At 31.2% G+C, this 18,539-nt stretch carries 20 protein-coding genes and 1 pseudogene; 18 read left to right on the forward strand and 3 right to left on the reverse strand.

Features of this window, described 5'->3' with window-relative positions; genetic code table 11:
• Positions 1–232: 232 nt before the first annotated feature.
• Positions 233–1,279, forward strand: a complete 1,047-nt coding sequence (locus DMB71_RS02725) for a tyrosine-type recombinase/integrase (protein ID WP_111363464.1) — start codon at positions 233–235, stop codon at positions 1,277–1,279.
• A 469-nt stretch (positions 1,280–1,748) separates the two neighbouring features.
• On the opposite strand, the gene DMB71_RS02730 is transcribed toward DMB71_RS02725, so the two are convergent.
• Positions 1,749–2,417: a hypothetical protein gene (locus tag DMB71_RS02730; RefSeq protein WP_111363466.1), complete on the reverse strand. Its 669-nt coding sequence runs from the start codon at positions 2,415–2,417 to the stop codon at positions 1,749–1,751.
• A gap of 7 nt (positions 2,418–2,424) precedes the next feature.
• Positions 2,425–3,390, reverse strand: a pseudogene (locus DMB71_RS02735) (RHS repeat domain-containing protein); the annotation flags it as partial.
• Between the two features lie 562 nt (positions 3,391–3,952).
• Between DMB71_RS02735 and DMB71_RS02740 the strand changes: the two are divergent.
• From DMB71_RS02740 to DMB71_RS02820, 17 genes are all read left to right on the forward strand, one after another.
• Positions 3,953–4,795 carry a toxin-antitoxin system YwqK family antitoxin gene (locus tag DMB71_RS02740; RefSeq protein WP_162614768.1) on the forward strand — a complete coding sequence of 281 codons (843 nt, stop codon included), beginning with the start codon at positions 3,953–3,955 and terminating at the stop codon, positions 4,793–4,795.
• Positions 4,795–6,006: a hypothetical protein gene (locus DMB71_RS02745; RefSeq protein WP_111363472.1), complete on the forward strand. Its 1,212-nt coding sequence runs from the start codon at positions 4,795–4,797 to the stop codon at positions 6,004–6,006. Before DMB71_RS02740 ends, DMB71_RS02745 begins: the two co-directional genes overlap by 1 nt.
• Positions 5,981–6,319: a hypothetical protein gene (locus DMB71_RS02750; protein ID WP_111363474.1), complete on the forward strand. Its 339-nt coding sequence runs from the start codon at positions 5,981–5,983 to the stop codon at positions 6,317–6,319. Before DMB71_RS02745 ends, DMB71_RS02750 begins: the two co-directional genes overlap by 26 nt.
• Positions 6,303–6,800, forward strand: a complete 498-nt coding sequence (locus DMB71_RS02755) for a PulJ/GspJ family protein (RefSeq protein ID WP_111363476.1) — start codon at positions 6,303–6,305, stop codon at positions 6,798–6,800. The genes DMB71_RS02750 and DMB71_RS02755 overlap by 17 nt, the downstream gene beginning before the upstream one ends.
• On the forward strand, positions 6,800–7,921 hold the full coding sequence (locus tag DMB71_RS02760) for a type II secretion system F family protein (protein WP_111363478.1): 1,122 nt from the start codon (positions 6,800–6,802) through the stop codon (positions 7,919–7,921). Before DMB71_RS02755 ends, DMB71_RS02760 begins: the two co-directional genes overlap by 1 nt.
• Positions 7,922–7,984: 63 nt before the next feature.
• Complete coding sequence (locus tag DMB71_RS02765) at positions 7,985–8,419, forward strand: type IV pilin protein (protein ID WP_204251759.1); 435 nt, start codon at positions 7,985–7,987, stop codon at positions 8,417–8,419.
• 1 nt (position 8,420) lies between these two features.
• Positions 8,421–8,903: a prepilin peptidase gene (locus tag DMB71_RS02770; RefSeq protein ID WP_111363480.1), complete on the forward strand. Its 483-nt coding sequence runs from the start codon at positions 8,421–8,423 to the stop codon at positions 8,901–8,903.
• On the forward strand, positions 8,903–10,309 hold the full coding sequence (locus DMB71_RS02775; RefSeq protein ID WP_204251760.1) for a GspE/PulE family protein: 1,407 nt from the start codon (positions 8,903–8,905) through the stop codon (positions 10,307–10,309). Before DMB71_RS02770 ends, DMB71_RS02775 begins: the two co-directional genes overlap by 1 nt.
• Positions 10,310–10,311: 2 nt before the next feature.
• Positions 10,312–12,213: a type II secretion system protein GspD gene (locus tag DMB71_RS02780; protein WP_111363481.1), complete on the forward strand. Its 1,902-nt coding sequence runs from the start codon at positions 10,312–10,314 to the stop codon at positions 12,211–12,213.
• Between the two features lie 2 nt (positions 12,214–12,215).
• Entirely contained in the window at positions 12,216–13,403 is a 1,188-nt protein-coding gene (locus DMB71_RS02785; protein ID WP_111363483.1) for a PilN domain-containing protein, read from the forward strand.
• Between the two features lie 115 nt (positions 13,404–13,518).
• Positions 13,519–13,917 carry a hypothetical protein gene (locus DMB71_RS02790; RefSeq protein ID WP_111363485.1) on the forward strand — a complete coding sequence of 133 codons (399 nt, stop codon included), beginning with the start codon at positions 13,519–13,521 and terminating at the stop codon, positions 13,915–13,917.
• The gene (locus DMB71_RS02795; RefSeq protein ID WP_111363487.1) at positions 13,901–14,854 is read left to right on the forward strand and encodes a hypothetical protein; all 954 of its coding nucleotides are present in this window, start codon (positions 13,901–13,903) and stop codon (positions 14,852–14,854) included. The genes DMB71_RS02790 and DMB71_RS02795 overlap by 17 nt, the downstream gene beginning before the upstream one ends.
• Positions 14,855–14,856: 2 nt before the next feature.
• Positions 14,857–15,366, forward strand: a complete 510-nt coding sequence (locus DMB71_RS02800) for a hypothetical protein (RefSeq protein WP_111363489.1) — start codon at positions 14,857–14,859, stop codon at positions 15,364–15,366.
• A 112-nt stretch (positions 15,367–15,478) separates the two neighbouring features.
• Positions 15,479–16,279 (forward strand): helix-turn-helix domain-containing protein, encoded by an 801-nt coding sequence (locus DMB71_RS02805; protein WP_111363491.1) that lies wholly within the window; start codon positions 15,479–15,481, stop codon positions 16,277–16,279.
• Between the two features lie 90 nt (positions 16,280–16,369).
• Positions 16,370–17,185, forward strand: coding sequence for a hypothetical protein (locus tag DMB71_RS02810; protein WP_162614769.1), 816 nt, complete (start codon positions 16,370–16,372; stop codon positions 17,183–17,185).
• Between the two features lie 178 nt (positions 17,186–17,363).
• Positions 17,364–17,609 (forward strand): hypothetical protein, encoded by a 246-nt coding sequence (locus DMB71_RS02815; protein WP_111363496.1) that lies wholly within the window; start codon positions 17,364–17,366, stop codon positions 17,607–17,609.
• A 35-nt stretch (positions 17,610–17,644) separates the two neighbouring features.
• Positions 17,645–17,995, forward strand: a complete 351-nt coding sequence (locus tag DMB71_RS02820) for a hypothetical protein (RefSeq protein WP_111363498.1) — start codon at positions 17,645–17,647, stop codon at positions 17,993–17,995.
• A gap of 77 nt (positions 17,996–18,072) precedes the next feature.
• Here the strand turns inward: DMB71_RS02820 and DMB71_RS02825 are convergent, their stop codons facing one another.
• The gene (locus DMB71_RS02825) at positions 18,073–18,510 is read right to left on the reverse strand and encodes a hypothetical protein (RefSeq protein ID WP_111363613.1); all 438 of its coding nucleotides are present in this window, start codon (positions 18,508–18,510) and stop codon (positions 18,073–18,075) included.
• Positions 18,511–18,539: the final 29 nt, after the last annotated feature.

Genomic DNA, 18,539 nt, shown 5'->3' on the forward strand with positions numbered 1-18,539 from the left:
TGCCTTTATGCACTTAACAACACGTTGACTGGGAGATCTTGCTACTAAAAATGAAGAAAATCAACAAAAACAAATTTAATAAAAATCAAAACCTCGCATCTCTGCGAGGTTTTTATATTCTAAAATTTAACAAATCAGAGCAATGTTTTTCATTTCCTAATACTATGAAAACTTTACAGACGATCACGTCTTTTATTATATTTATTGAAAATCAAAAAAAGAAAAATAATCCATGAAAAAAACAACTCCATTTATTCCGTTATTCAAACAATTCATAAAAGAAACAGAAACAGGTAAACGGCTTAAAAAAAATGGAGAAAGAATAAAAGTAGATTCAATACAAAACTATAAATATGTATTAAATAACTTGATTCAGTTTTCAACTGAAACCAAATTTGAATTGCGTATATGTGATGCTTCAAAACTAGACAAACGAGAGTTTGCATCTGAGAAAAGCTATTGGAAAAAGTTTTATCAAAAGTTTACAGCCTTTTTGTATAAAAAAGGCTGTCATGACAATTATGTTGGTGCCAATATAAAAGTAATTCGCGTTTTTTTTAATTACTTAAAGAACGATAAAGATCTAAATACTGGTGATTTTCAGCGTTTGTTTTATGTTCGAAAAGAAGAGATAGAAATCTTTGTTCTTTCTCCGGAACAGCTTAAATTTTTAATTCATGATAAAGAATTTGAGCAAAATCTTATACTAAGTTATAGACGTATAAAAGATATTTTTGTGTTTGGGTGTTCTACTGGTTTGCGTTATTCTGATATCTTTTTGTTGACCAATAAAAACTTTGAAAAAATAGATGGAGAATGGTATTTGAAACTAAAATCAAAGAAAACTAAAACATTTAGTTTTATTAAACTTTCTGCTTACGCGATAACTATTTTTCAACGTTATACATCTTCAAATAACAAGTCCCCTCTTTTTGGAAGTATTAGTTTGTTTAATTTCAATAAAAGTTTAAAGCATATTGGTGAACTAGCAGGTTTTACAAGTCCTATTGAAGTCTCAAGAGAAAAACAAGGTAAAACTCAAAAAATAACTAAGAAAACAGATGCTTCAAAAAATCGTTTTTGTGATAAAATGAGTTCTCACATGATGCGTAGAACTGCAATTACGACTTTATTAATTCTAGGAATGCCAGAACATTTAGTTCGTAAAATAAGTGGTCATAGTCATGCTAGTACTTCTTTTAATCGATATGTTCATTATGCGCAGGCTTATATGGATAAGGAAATTGAAAAAGTGCATAGTAAATTGGAGAATTATTAATTAAAAGTGGAACTCTAATTTGTTCTATATTTTATAATAAAAAAACTCGCAGAATTGCGAGTTTTTCATTTTTTTTTGACTTTATTTTTTGTCGATTCTCTTTATGTTCACGCGCCTTACGCTTACGCCTGCACGAAGCTTTACTTTGCGGGCACAGATTACAAATCTGCGCTATCGTTGTGCTGAGATATCCCAGCAATCGGGTTATTTTTCTTTTTTTGATTTGCAATAAATATAATAAAAGATGCGATCGTCTGTAAAGTTTTCATAACATTCATAAATGAAAAACAGTAATGTAATTTATTAAATTTATAATAGAAAAAACCTCGCATTTCTACGAGGTTTTCATTTTTTATTAATTTCGTTTTTGTCAATTTTCTTCACGCTCTCGAGCTTGACTTTCACTCCAGCTAGGAACTCTCACAAGCTAACCGTAAGCATAAAAAAATATTGGATAATTTAGAATACTTTAAAATTTTCGAATTAACTTAAACTCTTTTTTTAAATTTTTTGTCAAATTATATTTTAATAAAACAGAATCCACTTTTATCTCATTAAGTTTATTTTTTTCAAATACATATTTACGTAAAATATATTTATAAGTTGAATCTGTAACTTGAGGAGTATCTGAAAAAATTAATTCTGATTTTTCCTTCTTTCTTATCCATACCAAGCTTAATGAAGTTCTAACATCATCGTCTAATACAACCTCATTCTTAAGGTCAATTATGTAAGTTGACAGCGTATTATTCACCCCTAAAATTGGTAGTACCAATATACTATCATTTAAAAAGGAATATCTTTCTAAACTAGTTTTTTTATTATTCAAAATACCAATACCATTTTTAGGAAAAATAATATCTGAATCAGTAAAATATCTTATTTTTAGACTGTGACTTTTTTCTTCTTTTTTTAATTTATAATCCAATTTGAGGAAATCATCATCAACTTTCCCTATTTTTAAATATGAGTCCTGCTCTTTCTTAAAAATAGTATCCGATTCAAAGTATGATGCCGAATCATCTACTTTTTTTTCAATTATTAAATTAGATTTCTTAGAATTGACCTCTTTTTTTCTATCGGCACATCCATATAACGACAATAAGATAATAAAATAAATGGCTTTATATTTTCTCATAATATACTTAATTAACTAAATCTTTTTTCACATTATTTAATCTTTCAATATCATTTTGTAATGCTTCGATCCTTAAATCATTAAAATCTTTATTTGGTTTTACAAATGGATCTACTATTGTATTGGAATTACCGCTTGATTCTTTTTTCTTATTTATTTCAGTAATTTCTTGTTGATTTTTCTTAATCTGATAATCAATACTATTAACTAATCTCTTTTTAAAAGAGTTCATTTGTGCCACTAAAACTTCACCATATTTGTTATTATTTACAGTTTCATCGTTAGATATATCATCCATATTATAAGAACCATGCCCAGTCTTATTTCTGGTTTTCTTATTTTCAAAATATTTACCTGTATAAAAAGCTTTATTTATATCATCAGCACTAAAATCATCTTGTTTAATAAGTTCTGCAATTCCGCTCCATTTTTTTAATTTTTTATCAAAATAATTATTTATTGATGCTTCATACTTTCCACTATTTGAAAAATCTTTTATACGTCCATGACCATTTTCAACTTTATAATCCGCACACGTAGCACATGTCATAGTTCCAAAAAGGTTGTAATCGCCCCTTCTCATTGCGTCAACTCCATACCCAGATTCAATACTAGCCTGAGCCATTATTAATAAAGCTCCTTTCCCAGTCGCTCCTTTAGATTTTGCAGCATCATAAATTTGAAGAGCAGTTGTAATTAAAAATTGATGATGTAAAGGATCGCCAGGCCCCTCTCCATCAATATCTATTAGCCTAATTGGATTGTCAAAAGCATAAACATATGGAGACCATTCCGGAAATTGTTGCCACTTTGGATCAGTTTTGAAAAATCTTCCTATTCTAGGATCATACATTCTTCCTCCGAAATTGTAAATATTCCCTTCACCACCAATTAGCTCATCATCTTTCTCCATGCCATTAAACCCATAACGATACGAATCCGAGTTACCGTGTCTAGACGGCACTAGCATTCCAAAAGGATAGTAATCTAAAACTCATTCAAGTCAGCAAAAACAATTCTTTCAGCAGTCCAAAAACAATTACAAAAATGCAATTTGAGGCAATTTTCACTTGTTTTTAAGCAATTAAAACCACTTCTCTAAAAACTTTAATTCGTCATAATGTAAAGAACATTTCTAATGCCAAAAAAAGGAAGTTTATCTTACCTCGCTCTTCACAATTTTTATCATCTCAAACCTACAAATTAATTCTTTAAAATTAGAAAAAAAATAAAAACACAAAATAAAAGCTCTTTTACAAAACACATAAAAACCTATAAACAAACACATTACAAACAAAATTAAATTGTATTCTATAAAAAAAAAGAAAAAACTTTCGCAAATGTGGAAAGCCGTAAAAAAGTACAGAAAAGAAAAAATACATTTGTTTTTTAAGATAGGTTTGGGATGAAAAAACTGATACAGAATATTGTAATTAAGAACTTTTCTGTTTTAATGATAATTAATCCTGCCAATAATGAAATTTCCAAGATAACAAACAAAGCTATTGACCAAATAAAAAAATAAAACCAGCCCCTTGAAAACACAATCAATACCACGTTATATTCTTATACTTCTTTCTTTTGTATTGGTTTCTTTTGGAGATCCGTACACGATTAAAAGAATCTCCGATAAAAATTTCAGATACGAGTTTTACACTACAGATAAAAAAGTCAATCCGAAAACTTCAAAAACGTATTTCTGGTTCAAAGGCGGACTTATTCATGAAGCGCAAGGCGGCATTGCGGGTGAACTTCTAAATGATAAGTTTATCAAAATGTATCACAGCAATCAGCTGGCAGAACAAGGTCAGTTTAAAAACGGACTTCGTGTTGGCGAATGGAAAACATGGCACCAAAACGGAGTTTTAGCCACTACCCTACACTATAGCAGCGGTTTGCGTTCTGGCAAATATTTCAGATATGATGAAAGCGGAAAATTGGTCGAAAATGGAAAATTCTCTTCAAATCTGAAAACTGGAAAATGGAAAAATGCTGAAAGTGAAGAAATTATTACTTACAAAAATGGCGTTATTGTTAAGAAGAAAGAGATTATCAGCAAATCTGAACAATACAGAATTAAACAGGAAACTATTAAAGTCGAAAATGCGATAGATTCTCAAAAAGAACAAGAGGCTACTTCAGACGCCTTAAAATTAAAGTCTTACAAAGCAAAAACAAAAGAAGAAAAAGCACAGGCAAAAGAAAAAGCTAAAAAAGAGAGCGAAATAGCTGCTGCTGATAAAAAAGCAAAAAGAGAAGCAGATAAAGAAGCCAGAAAAGCTGCAAAAGAAAAAGCTAAAAATGAACCTAAGAAAGATTCAAAAATAGAAAGCTTCTTTAAAAACATTTTCAAAAAGAAAGATAAAGCGCCTAAGTAATGGTTAAAGCTCACAGTCTGCTATATGCCATTTACATCTGCTTAATTGTTTCTATAATTTGCGGAGCACTGCTGTACTTTTCAAACCTGTACAGCCAGCTCAACCTATACTACAATTTACAGGAGGAATTGTATATTCAGAACCAGTCTGTTTTGAACTTTGCCTTGGGAAATAGAACGCAGCAGGTAGAAATTGAAAAAGATGAAAAATCTGGAATAGAAGGAGCTTACGAAACAAAACAGTATGGCCTTTTGTCCATTGTTTTAGCAAAATCATACATCTCTAATGACACCGTTGTATCAGCTCATTTTGTGGGCGCGAGAAATAAGGATAAAAATGCGATCTATCTAACCAATTTATCTAAATCTTTGTTTTATTCTGGGAAGGTTAAATTAATTGGAGACAATCAGCTGCCAAGCACTTTTATTGAGACTTCATACATTAACAATGATTTAAACAAGCTGACAGCAGAAGGAAAAAACACAGTTTCTGAACCGCAATTGCCTGAAATAAATCCTGATTTTAAAAAGATTTTTCAAGGAATTAAAGCTGAAAGAGTAAAACTAAATGCAATAGAAAAAACAAAAGATTCTCTTTATTATAATTCGTTTTTCAATAACACTAAAGAGGTTTTAGTAAACTCGAATTTAGGCAATATCATATTCAAAGGCAATTTTGTATTGAGGTCTGAAGATTCTATCAGAGTGAAAAAAAATACGGTCTTGGAAGATGTTATTTTAATAGCTCCAAAGATCACTTTTGAGGAAGGATTTAAAGGAACAGTTCAGGCATTTGCCGCTAAAGGAATTAAACTCGAAGAAAAAGTAATTTTAAATTATCCGTCCGTTGTTTGCGTGTATAATGAAAGCGGTGAAGAGTCAAAAATAAAAATAAAAAAAGGATGCCATATAAATGGAGCTGTGGTTCTATTTGGAAACACAGATGATTTGATTGAAAAAAACAAGATAGAGATAGATGAAGAAGGGCTTCTTTTTGGCGATTTGTACTGCAGCGGCAAACTAATGCTGAAAAGCAATGTTTTTGGTTCTGTTTACACCAATCGTTTTTTTCTAAAAACAGTCTCGTCATCATACGAAAATATGATTAGCAATATTGAAATTAATACCGAAAAACGTCCAGATTATTATATTTCTGTCCCTTTATTCAACACTAAAACAACCAATTATGGAGTCATTAAAAAAGTGTTGTAAAATAAGGGCAAATTCGTTGCTGGAATCGGTTATTGCATTAACCATAATTTCGATATGTCTCTATTTTGCTGTTATGATTTTTGCTTCGGTTTATACGCCAAAGACCTCGGCTAAATTTTATAGCACACAAAATAAAGTTAATGAGCTTTTTTATTTATCGCAGATAAAAAATGATTCTATATCGAATGACGAAAATGAAAATTTATTGATTGAAGAAGAAGCGGTTAACGAGAATCTGAAGAAAATCTCAGTGCAGTATAAAGACAGCACGCAATTTAAATTTGAAAAAAGTTTTTATGTTCAAAACCCGTAATACATATTATTCCGCACCTGCTTTTTCTATTATAGAGGCAATTGTAGGCATGGCTGTTACGGCTATTATTATGGGCATTCTATTTGTGATTTTTTCAATTGTATCGGGAAGAATGCTGGATTTTAAAAATCAGAATCAATTGGTAAACGATTTGAACCGATTAACGTATAGTTTGAACAAAGATATTTTTGAAAAAGAGAAAATGACGGCTTCAGAAAACGAAATTTATTTTAACGGGTATGCAGGCGAAAAAGTTTCTTATCAATTCTTTGATGATGTTATTTTAAGAAATAGCGAAACGTTTGTAGACACTTTTCATATCAAATTGAAAACAATGGTTTTGGATACGGTAAAAAGCAAATCGCAGCAATTTGTCTATCAAAAAATTAAACTAAATATAGAAGCAAACGAAAAAGAGTTGGATCTACGATTTTACAAAAGAGTATATCCAAACGAATTATTACAAAAGATTAAAAACTAATGAGTTTCGATTTATCTACATATAAAGAGCCAAAAGCAGAAAAGAAAGATTTCAGAATTGAAACCGGTTCTTTTCAGCTTTCGAAAAAACTTTCTGATAAGAAAAAAGAGATTTTCTACAGAGAGCTGGGAATGCTTTTGCGATCTGGAGTCGATTTTAAAAAAGCTTTAGAAATTTTAAGCAATCAATCGGAAAATAAATTTGAAAAAGAACTCATAATTGGCATTAAAGAAAAAGTAATTGAAGGAAAAAGCATCTACGAATCGATGCGCGAAACCGAGCAATTTTCTGCCTACGAATATTATAGCATTCAAATTGGAGAAGAAACCCGAAAACTGGAAGAAGTCTTAGGAGAATTGCAGAAGTATTTTAACCGAAAAATTCAAATGAAAAGACAGATTGTTTCGGTTATGACTTACCCGACAATTGTAATGCTGGTTACTATTTTGGTTCTTTATTTTATGTTGAATAAAGTAGTCCCGATGTTTAGTTCTGTATTTAAACAATTTGGAAGCGAATTGCCAAAAAGCACTCAAATCATCCTAAAAATATCAAATCATTCGGGAACGATATTTTCATTTGTAATTGCTTTTATTGTCGGATTGGCAATAGTGCATTTTTTATTGAAAAGCAAAGATAGTTACAGAGCGTTGACTACTACGATGCTTTTAAAGATTCCTTATTTTGGAAATTTAATCCGTAAAATATACATCTCGCGCTTTTGCCAAGCAATGAATTTATTGATTACATCAAAAACCACTTTGATTAATTCTTTAACCCTTACGGGAAAAATGATTAGCTTCTACCCTATCGAAATTGCAATCCAGCAAATTAAGGAAGATATTACGCGTGGAGCTTCTTTAAACGAAAGTTTAAAAAAGCATAATGTGTTTGAAAATAAAATGGTTTCAATGGTCGAAGTTGCAGAACAGGTCAATCAGCTTGAAACCATGTTTGAACGCCTTACAGAACAATATAATGAAGAAATAAGCCATCAGACCAAAATGATTGGTCTTATACTTGAACCTATGATTATTATAGTAATCGGCGCCATTGTAGGCGTCATAATGGTCTCAATGTATGCTCCAATGTTCGATTTAAGCAAAATTATAAACAAATAAACATCATAAAAATTCAGCATATAATTTAACCCTCCCAATAAATACAACTTAATAAAAAACAAAATGTTAGAACGCATTAAAAAATACCACAAATCTTATCAAAAATTATACGTTAAAGCCTATTCATTAACGGAAATTCTAATTGTATTATGCATCATTGGTATATTATTACTGATGGTTTTGCCAAACCAAACTTCAGTAATCGGGCAGGCAAAAGCTATTGAAGCTCAAGCCATGCTGAATCAGGTTTATGGGCTAGAAAAAAGCTACTTCTACAGACATTCCAAATACTCTGGAAGCCTAGAAGAAATAGGTTTTGAACAAGAAAAAACAGTAGATGAAGGCGGACAGGCTGTTTACAAAATCGAAATTATCGATGCAACAAACGATTCGTTCTTAGCAAGAGCAACTGCCACTTCAGACTTAGATGGCGACGGCAGCTTTAATACGTGGGAAATCGACAGCAAAAAAATACTAACTGAAGTAACAAAAGAATAAATTGAAACTAGCTCCGATAATTCTACTGCTCTGTTTGCTATTGGTTTTTATTCAGGATTGGAAATTTCGTAAAATACATGTCGTTTTACCGCTTGCCATTTTCGCAATTTCTTTCTTTTTAATTCCGATAAAAAATTACCAGCTTACCGAAATAGTATTTTACAATACTGCTTTTTTCCTAATTACTTTAGGGTTTCTTACACTATACATGAGTTTGAAATCTAAGAAGTTCTTAAACCCTTTCCTTCATTATTTCGGATTGGGAGATTTGCTGTTTTATATTGCAATTAGTCCGTTGTTTTTATTGAAAAACTATATTTTGTTTTTCATCTTATCTCTTGTTTTTGCTATTGCAATGCAGTTTGGACTAAAAAGAATCATTAAGGAAAATACAGTTCCGCTGGCGGGATTTTCGGCTTTGTTTTTATTCATTGTTTTAATGAAAGATTATTTTTTAACCTTTCAAAAACTAACCTTATTCTAATGATACAAAATATCGAAATATTTCCAGAAATCCAGCATGTTGTATCTAATGATTTGGCTAATCAGTATCGTATTATTCCGAAATCAGTTCACGAAAACACCATAGAAGTTTATGTTGATCATTCTAGCAATAAAGAAGATGCAAAAGAGGAGCTCGAGCTGTTTTTAGGAAAAAATATTGTTTTCCATTCGGCAGAATCTGTAGAAATAGAAAAAGCTTTATCAATTTATTATAGAAAAGAACGTGCTTTAACTTCAAACAAGTCTTTGAGTGTTGATAAAGGCGATTTTCTAGAAAATTTATTAGCTGAAGCTAAATCTCTAAAATGCAGTGATATTCATTTTGAAGTTTATGAAAACTCATCGCGAATTCGTTTCAGGATTGATGGACAATTAATTGAACGTTACAAAATTGAGCAGGAAAATTACTTGGAATTGGTCAATAAGGTCAAGATCAAAGCCAAACTGAATATTACCGAAAAAAGACTTCCTCAGGACGGGCGAATCACCAATGACTCTTTTGATATCAGGGTTTCGATTTTGCCTACACTGTTTGGAGAAAAAATAGTAATGCGTCTTCTAGGTCAGGATGCTTCAAATATTGATTTGAACACACTTGGCCTGCAGAAAGAAGAATTGGAAAAATATCTGGAAGCGGTTAAAAAACCAAACGGAATCATCCTGATAAGCGGTCCAACTGGTTCTGGTAAAACAACAACACTTTATGCTACTTTAAGATTATTAAATGACAGCAGAAGAAATATCGTAACGGTTGAAGATCCTATCGAATATACGCTTAAAGGAATTAATCAGGTACAGCTTAAAGAAGATATTGGCTTAACGTTTGCCTCTGCCCTAAAATCGTTTTTACGTCAAGATCCAGATGTTATTATGCTTGGGGAAATTCGTGATTCTGAAACCGCTTTAATGGCAATTCGAGCATCTTTAACAGGACATTTGGTTTTATCAACCATACATACCAACTCAGCCATAGGAACTATTTCCAGATTGATCGATATGGGAGTACCGTCTTACTTAATTGCAGAAACTTTAAATTTATCGGTTGCGCAGAGACTGGTTCGAAAATTATGTGACAGCTGCAAAAAAGAAACGGTAAGCGATCCTAAAGATTTCCCCCTTAATTTCAAATTTCCGCATGAAATTGAGTCTTATTACAAACCTGTTGGCTGCAACAAATGCTTTCATACAGGATATAAAGGAAGAACGGCAATTTATGAAATCCTAAATATAGATCATACAATTGCTGAAGCTATTAAAAACAATACCATTACAAAACTTTACAGCAATGATAAAAATTATAAATCACTGCCTGAAAAAGCATTTGAGATTCTAGCCTCAGGAGAAACATCTCTAGAAGAAATTTATTCAATATTAATAAACATATAAAAATGCTTAAACAGATAGTTTTCGCACTAGCTGCGTTATTTTTTTCAAACATAATTTTCGCTCAGCAGGATATTGTCGAGCTGGGCAGAAAATTTGATGAATTTTCAGTACAAAAAAAGGGACTAAATGAAACCATTAAAATTGATGTTTCGGGACTTACTCTTCACGATTTTATTGCATCTATAGCAGAAGAACATCAATTAAATGTCGATGTAGATACAGAACTGAACCAGCCGGTTGCAAACAACTTTTTTGACGTAACGGTAAAAGATGTTTTTATTCATCTTGCCCAGAAATATGACATCGATGTTTCTTTTATGAGCAATATTATTGTTTTTAAGAAAAGAAAAATAGTTACAGTTGTAGAGAAAAAACAGCCAAAAGTTATTGACGTCACATACAATCCGCAAAACGATTTCCTATCAATAAAACTGGAGAACGACACCTTATCTGCTGTTGCGAAAGCTATTATAGATAAATCTGGAAAGAATTTAATTCTAGCTCAAGATATAAAAAGCATGAGGGTTTCTTCATATGTGCTAAACCGTCCATTTGATCAGGTTATCGAAATGATGGCAAAATCAAATGATTTAAGCGCTGTAAAAGATGATAACGGCATTTATTTCCTGCAAAAAAGCACAGCTCAAAATTCTACTTTAGCCACAACCACAAAAGCGAAACAGCCAAAAGTGAGTCTCGGCGTTCCTGGATATTATGAAGTAAACATTAACAAAAATGGTTTTTTACAGATCAGTGCTTACATAGCTGATGCCTCTGATTTATTGACGGAAGCGGCAGAAAAACTGCATATCAATTATTTTTTATATAATAAACCAGAAAACGAAAAAACTACGCTATCTGCAGATAATCTGACTTTTGATGATTTATTGGCGCATATTTTCAAAGGAAAAAAATATACTTTCAAAAAACAAGGCGACATCTATCTTATCGGAGAAGAAGCAACAGAAGGCCTAAGAATCACAGAAATGATCCAGCTGGAAAACAGATCAATTGAATCTGTGCTTCCCACTCTTCCAAAGATTTTTTCAGAAAAACTGGAAATAAAAGAATTCATAGAATTAAACGGATTAATCGTTTCTGGATCAAGATCTATACTTGAAGAATTAAAAGTTTACATTAAACAGATTGACAAAGTTGTTCCGATGGTTCAGATCGAAGTCATTATTGTCCAGTACAATAAGGCATATGATATTCAGACTGGAATGAAAGCGGGCCTTGATAAAATAAATAAAGTTTCGACCAGCGGGGTCCTTTTTCCAAATTCAGATGTCACATTAAACGGTTCATCCGTAAACAGTCTAATAGATGCTTTTAATGGTTTCGGGCTTTTTAAATTAGGAAAAGTGACCGAATCATTTTATTTGAATTTAAAACTGCTTGAAAACAATTCTGCTCTAAAGATTGAATCGACACCTAAAATTGCAACTATCAGCGGACACGAAGCAAAATTATCTATTGGAGAAACAAGCTATTATTTTGAACAGAATAACCGATTGATAAATAACAATATTGGAAACGACATTTTAAATTCTGGAACTTGGAAATCTACAGATGCAAATCTTAGCGTTTCTATAAAACCTTATGTTTCTACAGATGAAAATGTTACTTTGACAATTGCTGTAGAGAAAAGCTCTTTCTTAGCCAGAGTTGGAGAAGATGCACCTCCAGGAAAAGCAACACAAAAATTTGAATCTTTAGTAAGAGTTAAAAACAGTGAGATGATTTTACTTGGTGGTCTTGATGAATTGAAAAAAGAAAATTCTGGAACGGGAACGCCGCTGCTTTCAAGAATTCCGGTTGTTAAATGGTTCTTTAGCAGCAGAAAGAAAGGAAAAAGCGATTCGAAACTTCACATTTTTATTAAACCAACCGTTATTTACTAAAAATGGTCGCCACTTTATCTAAATTCATAAAAATAAATGACTTAAATGTCGTTGGAGTAATCAAAAAAGAAGATTGCGAAGTTTATAATCTGCTTACTGTAAAAAAGAAAGCAAACAAAATTTCTATTGTTTCAAAACAGACTTTCGAAACTTTTGACGCTTTAATCAAAACTGCTGATAAAAAACTGCCTATTCTACTTGTTATAGAAGGAAAAGGAGTTTTGAACAAAGAAATAAATTTTGAAAATGAAGCCGATTTAAGCTGGCAGAAAAACATCGATTTTAATACCATTTATTATACCGATATAAAGGGAGCAAACTCCAATTTTATAAGTTTCTGCAGAAAAAATATTGTAGAGGAAAGTGTGTCTCAATTTCATAAAAGCGGCTTTCAGGTTATTGATATTTATATTGGTTCGTTTCTCGGAGCATTATTAAATAATGCCTTGAAAAGAGATGTCTTATATTCTGCCGATTTAAAGCTTGAATTTGAAAATGATATTATCTCTGGTTTCTCAAAACAGAATGAAACTGCAGTTGCCGTTAATTATCAAATTGGCGAAGAAACAATATCAAATGTTTTTCTGCCATTATACGGCTCGGTTATTCATTTTTTTGTTAAACCAAAAGAAGTTTCAAAAACAATAAATTCCAGTTTAAACAATGAAGAATTAATCTATAAGAAAGCTTTTAATTTTCTTGGCGTGGCAATGCTGGCAGGCTTTCTTTTGAGCTTGCTAATCAGTTATTTTCTGATTCAGTATTATGGCACTAAAAATTCTGAACTCAACCTTCAGACTGTTTATTCGAATCAATCTTATCAGCTGATATTAGATTTGGAAGCCCAAAAAGAAAAGAAACTCAATCTTTTAAAAGAATCTGGAGTCTTGTCTTCTAAATTTTTCTCTTTCTACAGCTACGAGATCATGCGGACAATTCCAAGTGCAATTTCATTGACAGAATTAAACATTGCCCCTTTAAAAGAAGAATATAAAGAGAATAAAAAGGTTTTGTTTGATAGCGGTACAATTATTATAAAAGGCGAAACATATCAGGAATCATCATTTAATTCCTGGCTTGAAAATTTAAAAAAAATGGATTGGCTGCAGCGTTTTGAAATTGTCAGCTTAAAAAAAGACAAAAAGAACAAATCAGTATTTGAAATAAAAATCATTCTTAAAAATGTTTGAAAACTATTCTTATAAACAAAAATTTTATGCATTGATCATAGTCTTCTTTATGCTATCGATAACTGCATACAAACGATCCTTTCATACGCTGTTTGAGGTCGTTTCAGAGTATCGGATGCTTTCAAAAAAAGCCGATGATATCAATAAAAAAGCAAAAAACAACGGAACACTTAAAAATGATGTTGAATATTTGGACAGAATAATTGGCAAAGAAGGCGTTACAAAAGAAATGGTCCAGCAGGGAATAATCGGTTTTGCATCAGCAGCACCTGGAGTTTCAATAAATGATTTGAAGCCTATTCATGATTATCCAGAAACTGATTATCATATTATAACCAATCAGTTGGATGTTACCGGAAATGCAAACCAATTGCTAGAACTGGCTTATAATTTTGAAAAAAAATTCGATTATTCAAGAATGGTCAGCCAAAATTTTTACACCACTAAAAAAAATAATAAATCTGAAGTTTTACATTTAAAAATGATTTTTCAAAACTATGAAAACACTAAATAAAATTATATTAATCGGTTTATCAATTCTAGCATTTTCATGCGAAGACATCCTAGAAGAAGATATTAGCAACGATATTATACAAATCATTTCACCAACAAAAGATGCTGTTGTTGAAAGCAACGTAGTCAACTTTAAATGGAACAGCCTAAAAGGTGCCGATAAGTATCGCGTACAGATTTACGAAAAAGATCAGGTTCTTATCTTGGACTCTCTTACCACAAAGACAAATTTAACTTTGCCTCTTGAAGCGGGAAGCTATATCTGGCGTGTAAGAGCTGAAAATTATGCTTATCAGTCCACCTATTCTTTCCCGTCAAGTTTTGCAACAAATATTCCAGACGACCTAACTAATCAGCAGGTTATATTGCTGACTCCAGACAATGACAAATATTTAAATTTTACAAATATCACTTTAAGTTGGCAACAGCTTGATAAAGCCACTTCATATAGTGCAAAAATAATAAATACAGCAACGGGGCAGGAAGTTTTTTCTAAAGCTGATTTAACTGATACTTCTGTAACATTAGATTTACCTCAACTTCCTGATGGAAATTATGAATGGCGAATAAAAGCTAAAAATGCTGAAAGCGAGACAAAACAGTATGGTGCAAAAAAATTCAATATTGATACAACAGCTCCAAATCAGCCAAAGAATACGCTTCCAGCCGACAACTCAACTCAGACAGTTAATACAGCTTTAAACTTGACATGGTCAATTGCTGCAGATACTGGAACTATAAAATCGCCTATATCTTATGTGGTAGAAATTGCTAGTGATGTAGATTTTAATTCCATTATCCAACCTTTAAACAGTAATACAACAACGCTCCAATATACATTTGCCAATGCTGGAACTTATTATTGGCGAGTTAGAGCAGTTGATCTTGCTGGAAACAAAGGAACCAATAGTACAGGATTTAAGATTACAGTAAATTAAGAATGGCTAAAAAGAAAATTAATATAATTCTAATTATCGTAGTTCTGGGCCTATGGGGAACCGTAGGCTTTAGAACTATTAACCGATATTTTGGAAACAGCGATGTCAATTTAAGTCCTGAAGCGCACAATAGTGACATTTCTTTAAAGAAAGTCAATAAGGACACTTTTGAATTAAAGAAAATTGGCCGTGATCCGTTTTTAAATAAGCAGTTTGTTGAAAAGCCAGCATTTGTTGCTTCCGTTTCTTATCATGCCCCTGTCAGAAAAGCGATAAAACCATCACCAGCGATTCCAAAACCAAAATTTGATATGCCTTGGCCTCAATTACAATATTTTGGGTATTTAAAATCAAATGATATAGAATTAGTTCTTTTGAAAATAGATTCTAAACTACACAAACTGAAACTGAATGATGAGGTAAATGGTTTAACTATAAAGAAAAAATTTAAAGATTCTATAGAAGTCGTATTCAATTCGCAAAGCAAAATAATACATGCAAAGAAAAATTAAATCCACTTACTATACCATCCAAGTTAGTTACGCAAGCTTTTAAATATTATTTTAGTTTTATCAATACCTTTCAAAAAACCAAATTTTAATAATTATCTCAAAAGAGAATCAAATGAACCTGAATTTTTATCAGCCTAAAAATGAAACTTTAAAAAAATATATTGAGGGATATTACTTTATTTCAAAAGATAAAAATTCAGGATCTGTACAATATCTCACTTTCCCTAATAATTTCTGCATTTTAACCACAAATGAAGATTTAGACGTTGAAGTACAAAACAACGAAGTTATTATAAAGTCATCGCCAATAAAAAATATAATGACATGTGTAGTTTCTCGTTATACCAAGCCAATGAAAATTCATTACAAAGAGCTTATAAATGAAGTTACTATTTACTTTAAGCCATTAGGAATAAGTCAGTTTTTATCCGATTCAAAAAATATTTTTTCGGAAGGCACTATTTTAGATTTTACTTTTATGCCTGACTTTAATGATAAAATGATTGAAATTTTCAGTCTAGCAAAAGACAAACAAAGCCAAGAACTTGAAGATTATCTACTTTCTAAATTACAAATCAAAAAATTTTCTTTAATTGAAAAAATACTTGAAGCCATTGAAACTGATGAAAAGATTGAAGAAATTGCACAAAAACACCAAATAAGCAGACAATATTTGAATAAAATATTCACAAAACGCATTGGCAAATCGCCTTCAGAATATCGAAAAATACACCGCTTTAGAAATTCAATTCTTAAACAGAAAGAAAGCAAGAATTTTTCTGAATTATCTCAATATGATTTTTACGACCAATCTCATTTTATTCGCAATTTTAAAGAGTTAACCAATAGGAATCCCCAAATATTTTTCAAAAACATAGATACAGAAAAAGAAAATATTTGGCTGTTTGTCTAAACAGTTTCCATTTGTACAATTCTACAATTTTGGGTTAATCTACTTTTACCAAGTTCGAAATTTATGTAAAACAAAAAAATCCCAAAAAACATGAACTGGCAAAAAATCCATCTTTACTTACACACATTCTGTCGATATTTTCTAGCTACAATTATAATTTTATATGCTTATGGCAAAATATTAAAAACCCAATTTGTCTCACAGCCAAGCGTATACGATATGCCAATTGGCTCGCTAGATGGTTTCCGTCTTACTTGGTATTATTATGGTTACTGCTATTGGTACCCCATTGTTATTGCCGTTACACAGATTATAAGCTCACTCCTACTCTTTTTTAGAAAAACTACCAGAATTGGAATCATTCTTTTCCTAAGTTTTATGATCAATATTCTTCTAACAGATTACGCTTATGATATTAATGCAAAAGAAATTGCCATAACATTAACTCTAATGGCATTGTTTGTATTTTTCTCCGATTACAAAGTTTTTCTTAAATATTTTTTAGAAGAACCGCCATTGTTCCAAAATAGTGACAGACCTAAATGGATAAACAAGATTAGTATAATAAAATTCATTTATATTCCCGCTGTATTTATTGGTTTCTTTATTATGTTCAGTGTTTTGAAGAAAAAATACATGTCACAGGATGATTTTTACGGAACTTGGGAAAATCTTCAAACAAAAGAAAGATTACATTTTGAAGATCTGAATAGTTTTCAAATTAACAAAACTGACAAGTCAAAAAGTATTGTAAATGGAGAATATTCGTTTACAAAAGACTCTTTAGTTTTAAAATCAGGTGACAATAATAAGAAAGATTATTTAAAAGGAAAATATACCTTACATAAAGCTCATTTAACTATTGCTACTAAAACTGATAATCTGAAATTCAAAAGGATTAGATAAAACAAATCTTAGAAAAAATTAAAAATCTTCCATTCTTTCCATAAAAAGACATTTAGAGAACAAATTCAAAATTGAGATTTCATTTCTATAACTATTATATAAAACCTTAACGTAATAATATAAGACTCACATAGTCAGGTTAGTTAATTTTAGAAAGAAATTATAAATAAGGAAAATCATGGAAAATAAGAAGGATAAATTAGAACTAAACGAGAATGAATGTGTGAATCAAAATGCGAACAGTTCCTATAGTGGCTCAGGAAGTATGCAACCTGGTGGCAGCACTGGTGAAGCTGGACGCTTAAATGATTATGACGAAGAAAATACAGAAGAAAACAAAGCTTCTGATAAAACGAAAAAAAGTAATCCTGAAGGAAAAACCGTTGAAGAAGCAACTGATCCTTCAAAACTTACTAAAATTTGAAATAAATCGTATTGTTTAACATTAAACTAAAAAGTATGTCAAGAGAAAACTATGATGACTACGATCAGGAAGATCTTAGTTATCACGCGGCAGATCATTCGGCAAGCGATTCTATTAATTCTGAAACTATGGAGAAAAAAGATCCTGCCATCAATCAGCATGAGAACGAATCACAGCGACACAAACACACACCTGAATTTCAGGAAAGAGAAGAAAATGAAAACGACACTTCCGATCCTTTTTTTCAAAAAAATGCTCCTATCGCACAAGATTTAGATGAGGATCTTAAAAGTGACAACAATGAAGATGATGATTTTGATAATGATGCAAACAGAAGAACTTTAGACGAAACAAAACCTGATGAAGACAAAGAAGATGATTATTAATTGCTTACAACATCAGAAAGTTCAAAAAAATAAATCCTGAAAAGACTTTATAAAATTCTTTTCAGGATTTATTTTTATTAATCGGCTGCATATTTATTATTCCAATACAGCATTAATAAAAGCGTCACAATAATGCAGGAAGCTGTTCCTTCAAAAAATAAAGAAAGGCAATACGAAGTTACAGAAGGTTCGCCACCAAACATAAAAGCTTCAGACAATGATTTTACATACTGGTTTCCGCCTTTGGCATAACTGTAAATTAGAAGCGCAACAATGCTTATTACTACAGCTGTAAACGAAGTAACCATTGCCGAAATGGCATTTGGAACAAATTCGTTTTTTCCTTCGGCCAGATTCATTTTCAAGGTTCTGTTTACGCCCCAGAGAATAAATAAAACATTCAGAAGTCGTAAGTAAAATAGATTGGAAAGATTTAAAAGTTCCATCAGAAGAAAGAACAAGGCAATTCCAGCAAATATCAAAAATCCGTTTATAATTTCTTTTGGCAATTTCATAATTATATTTTTTAATTCGACAATAAACA

It is taken from the genome of Flavobacterium tistrianum, assembly GCF_003254545.1.
GTDB classification, from domain to species: Bacteria; Bacteroidota; Bacteroidia; order Flavobacteriales; family Flavobacteriaceae; genus Flavobacterium; species Flavobacterium tistrianum.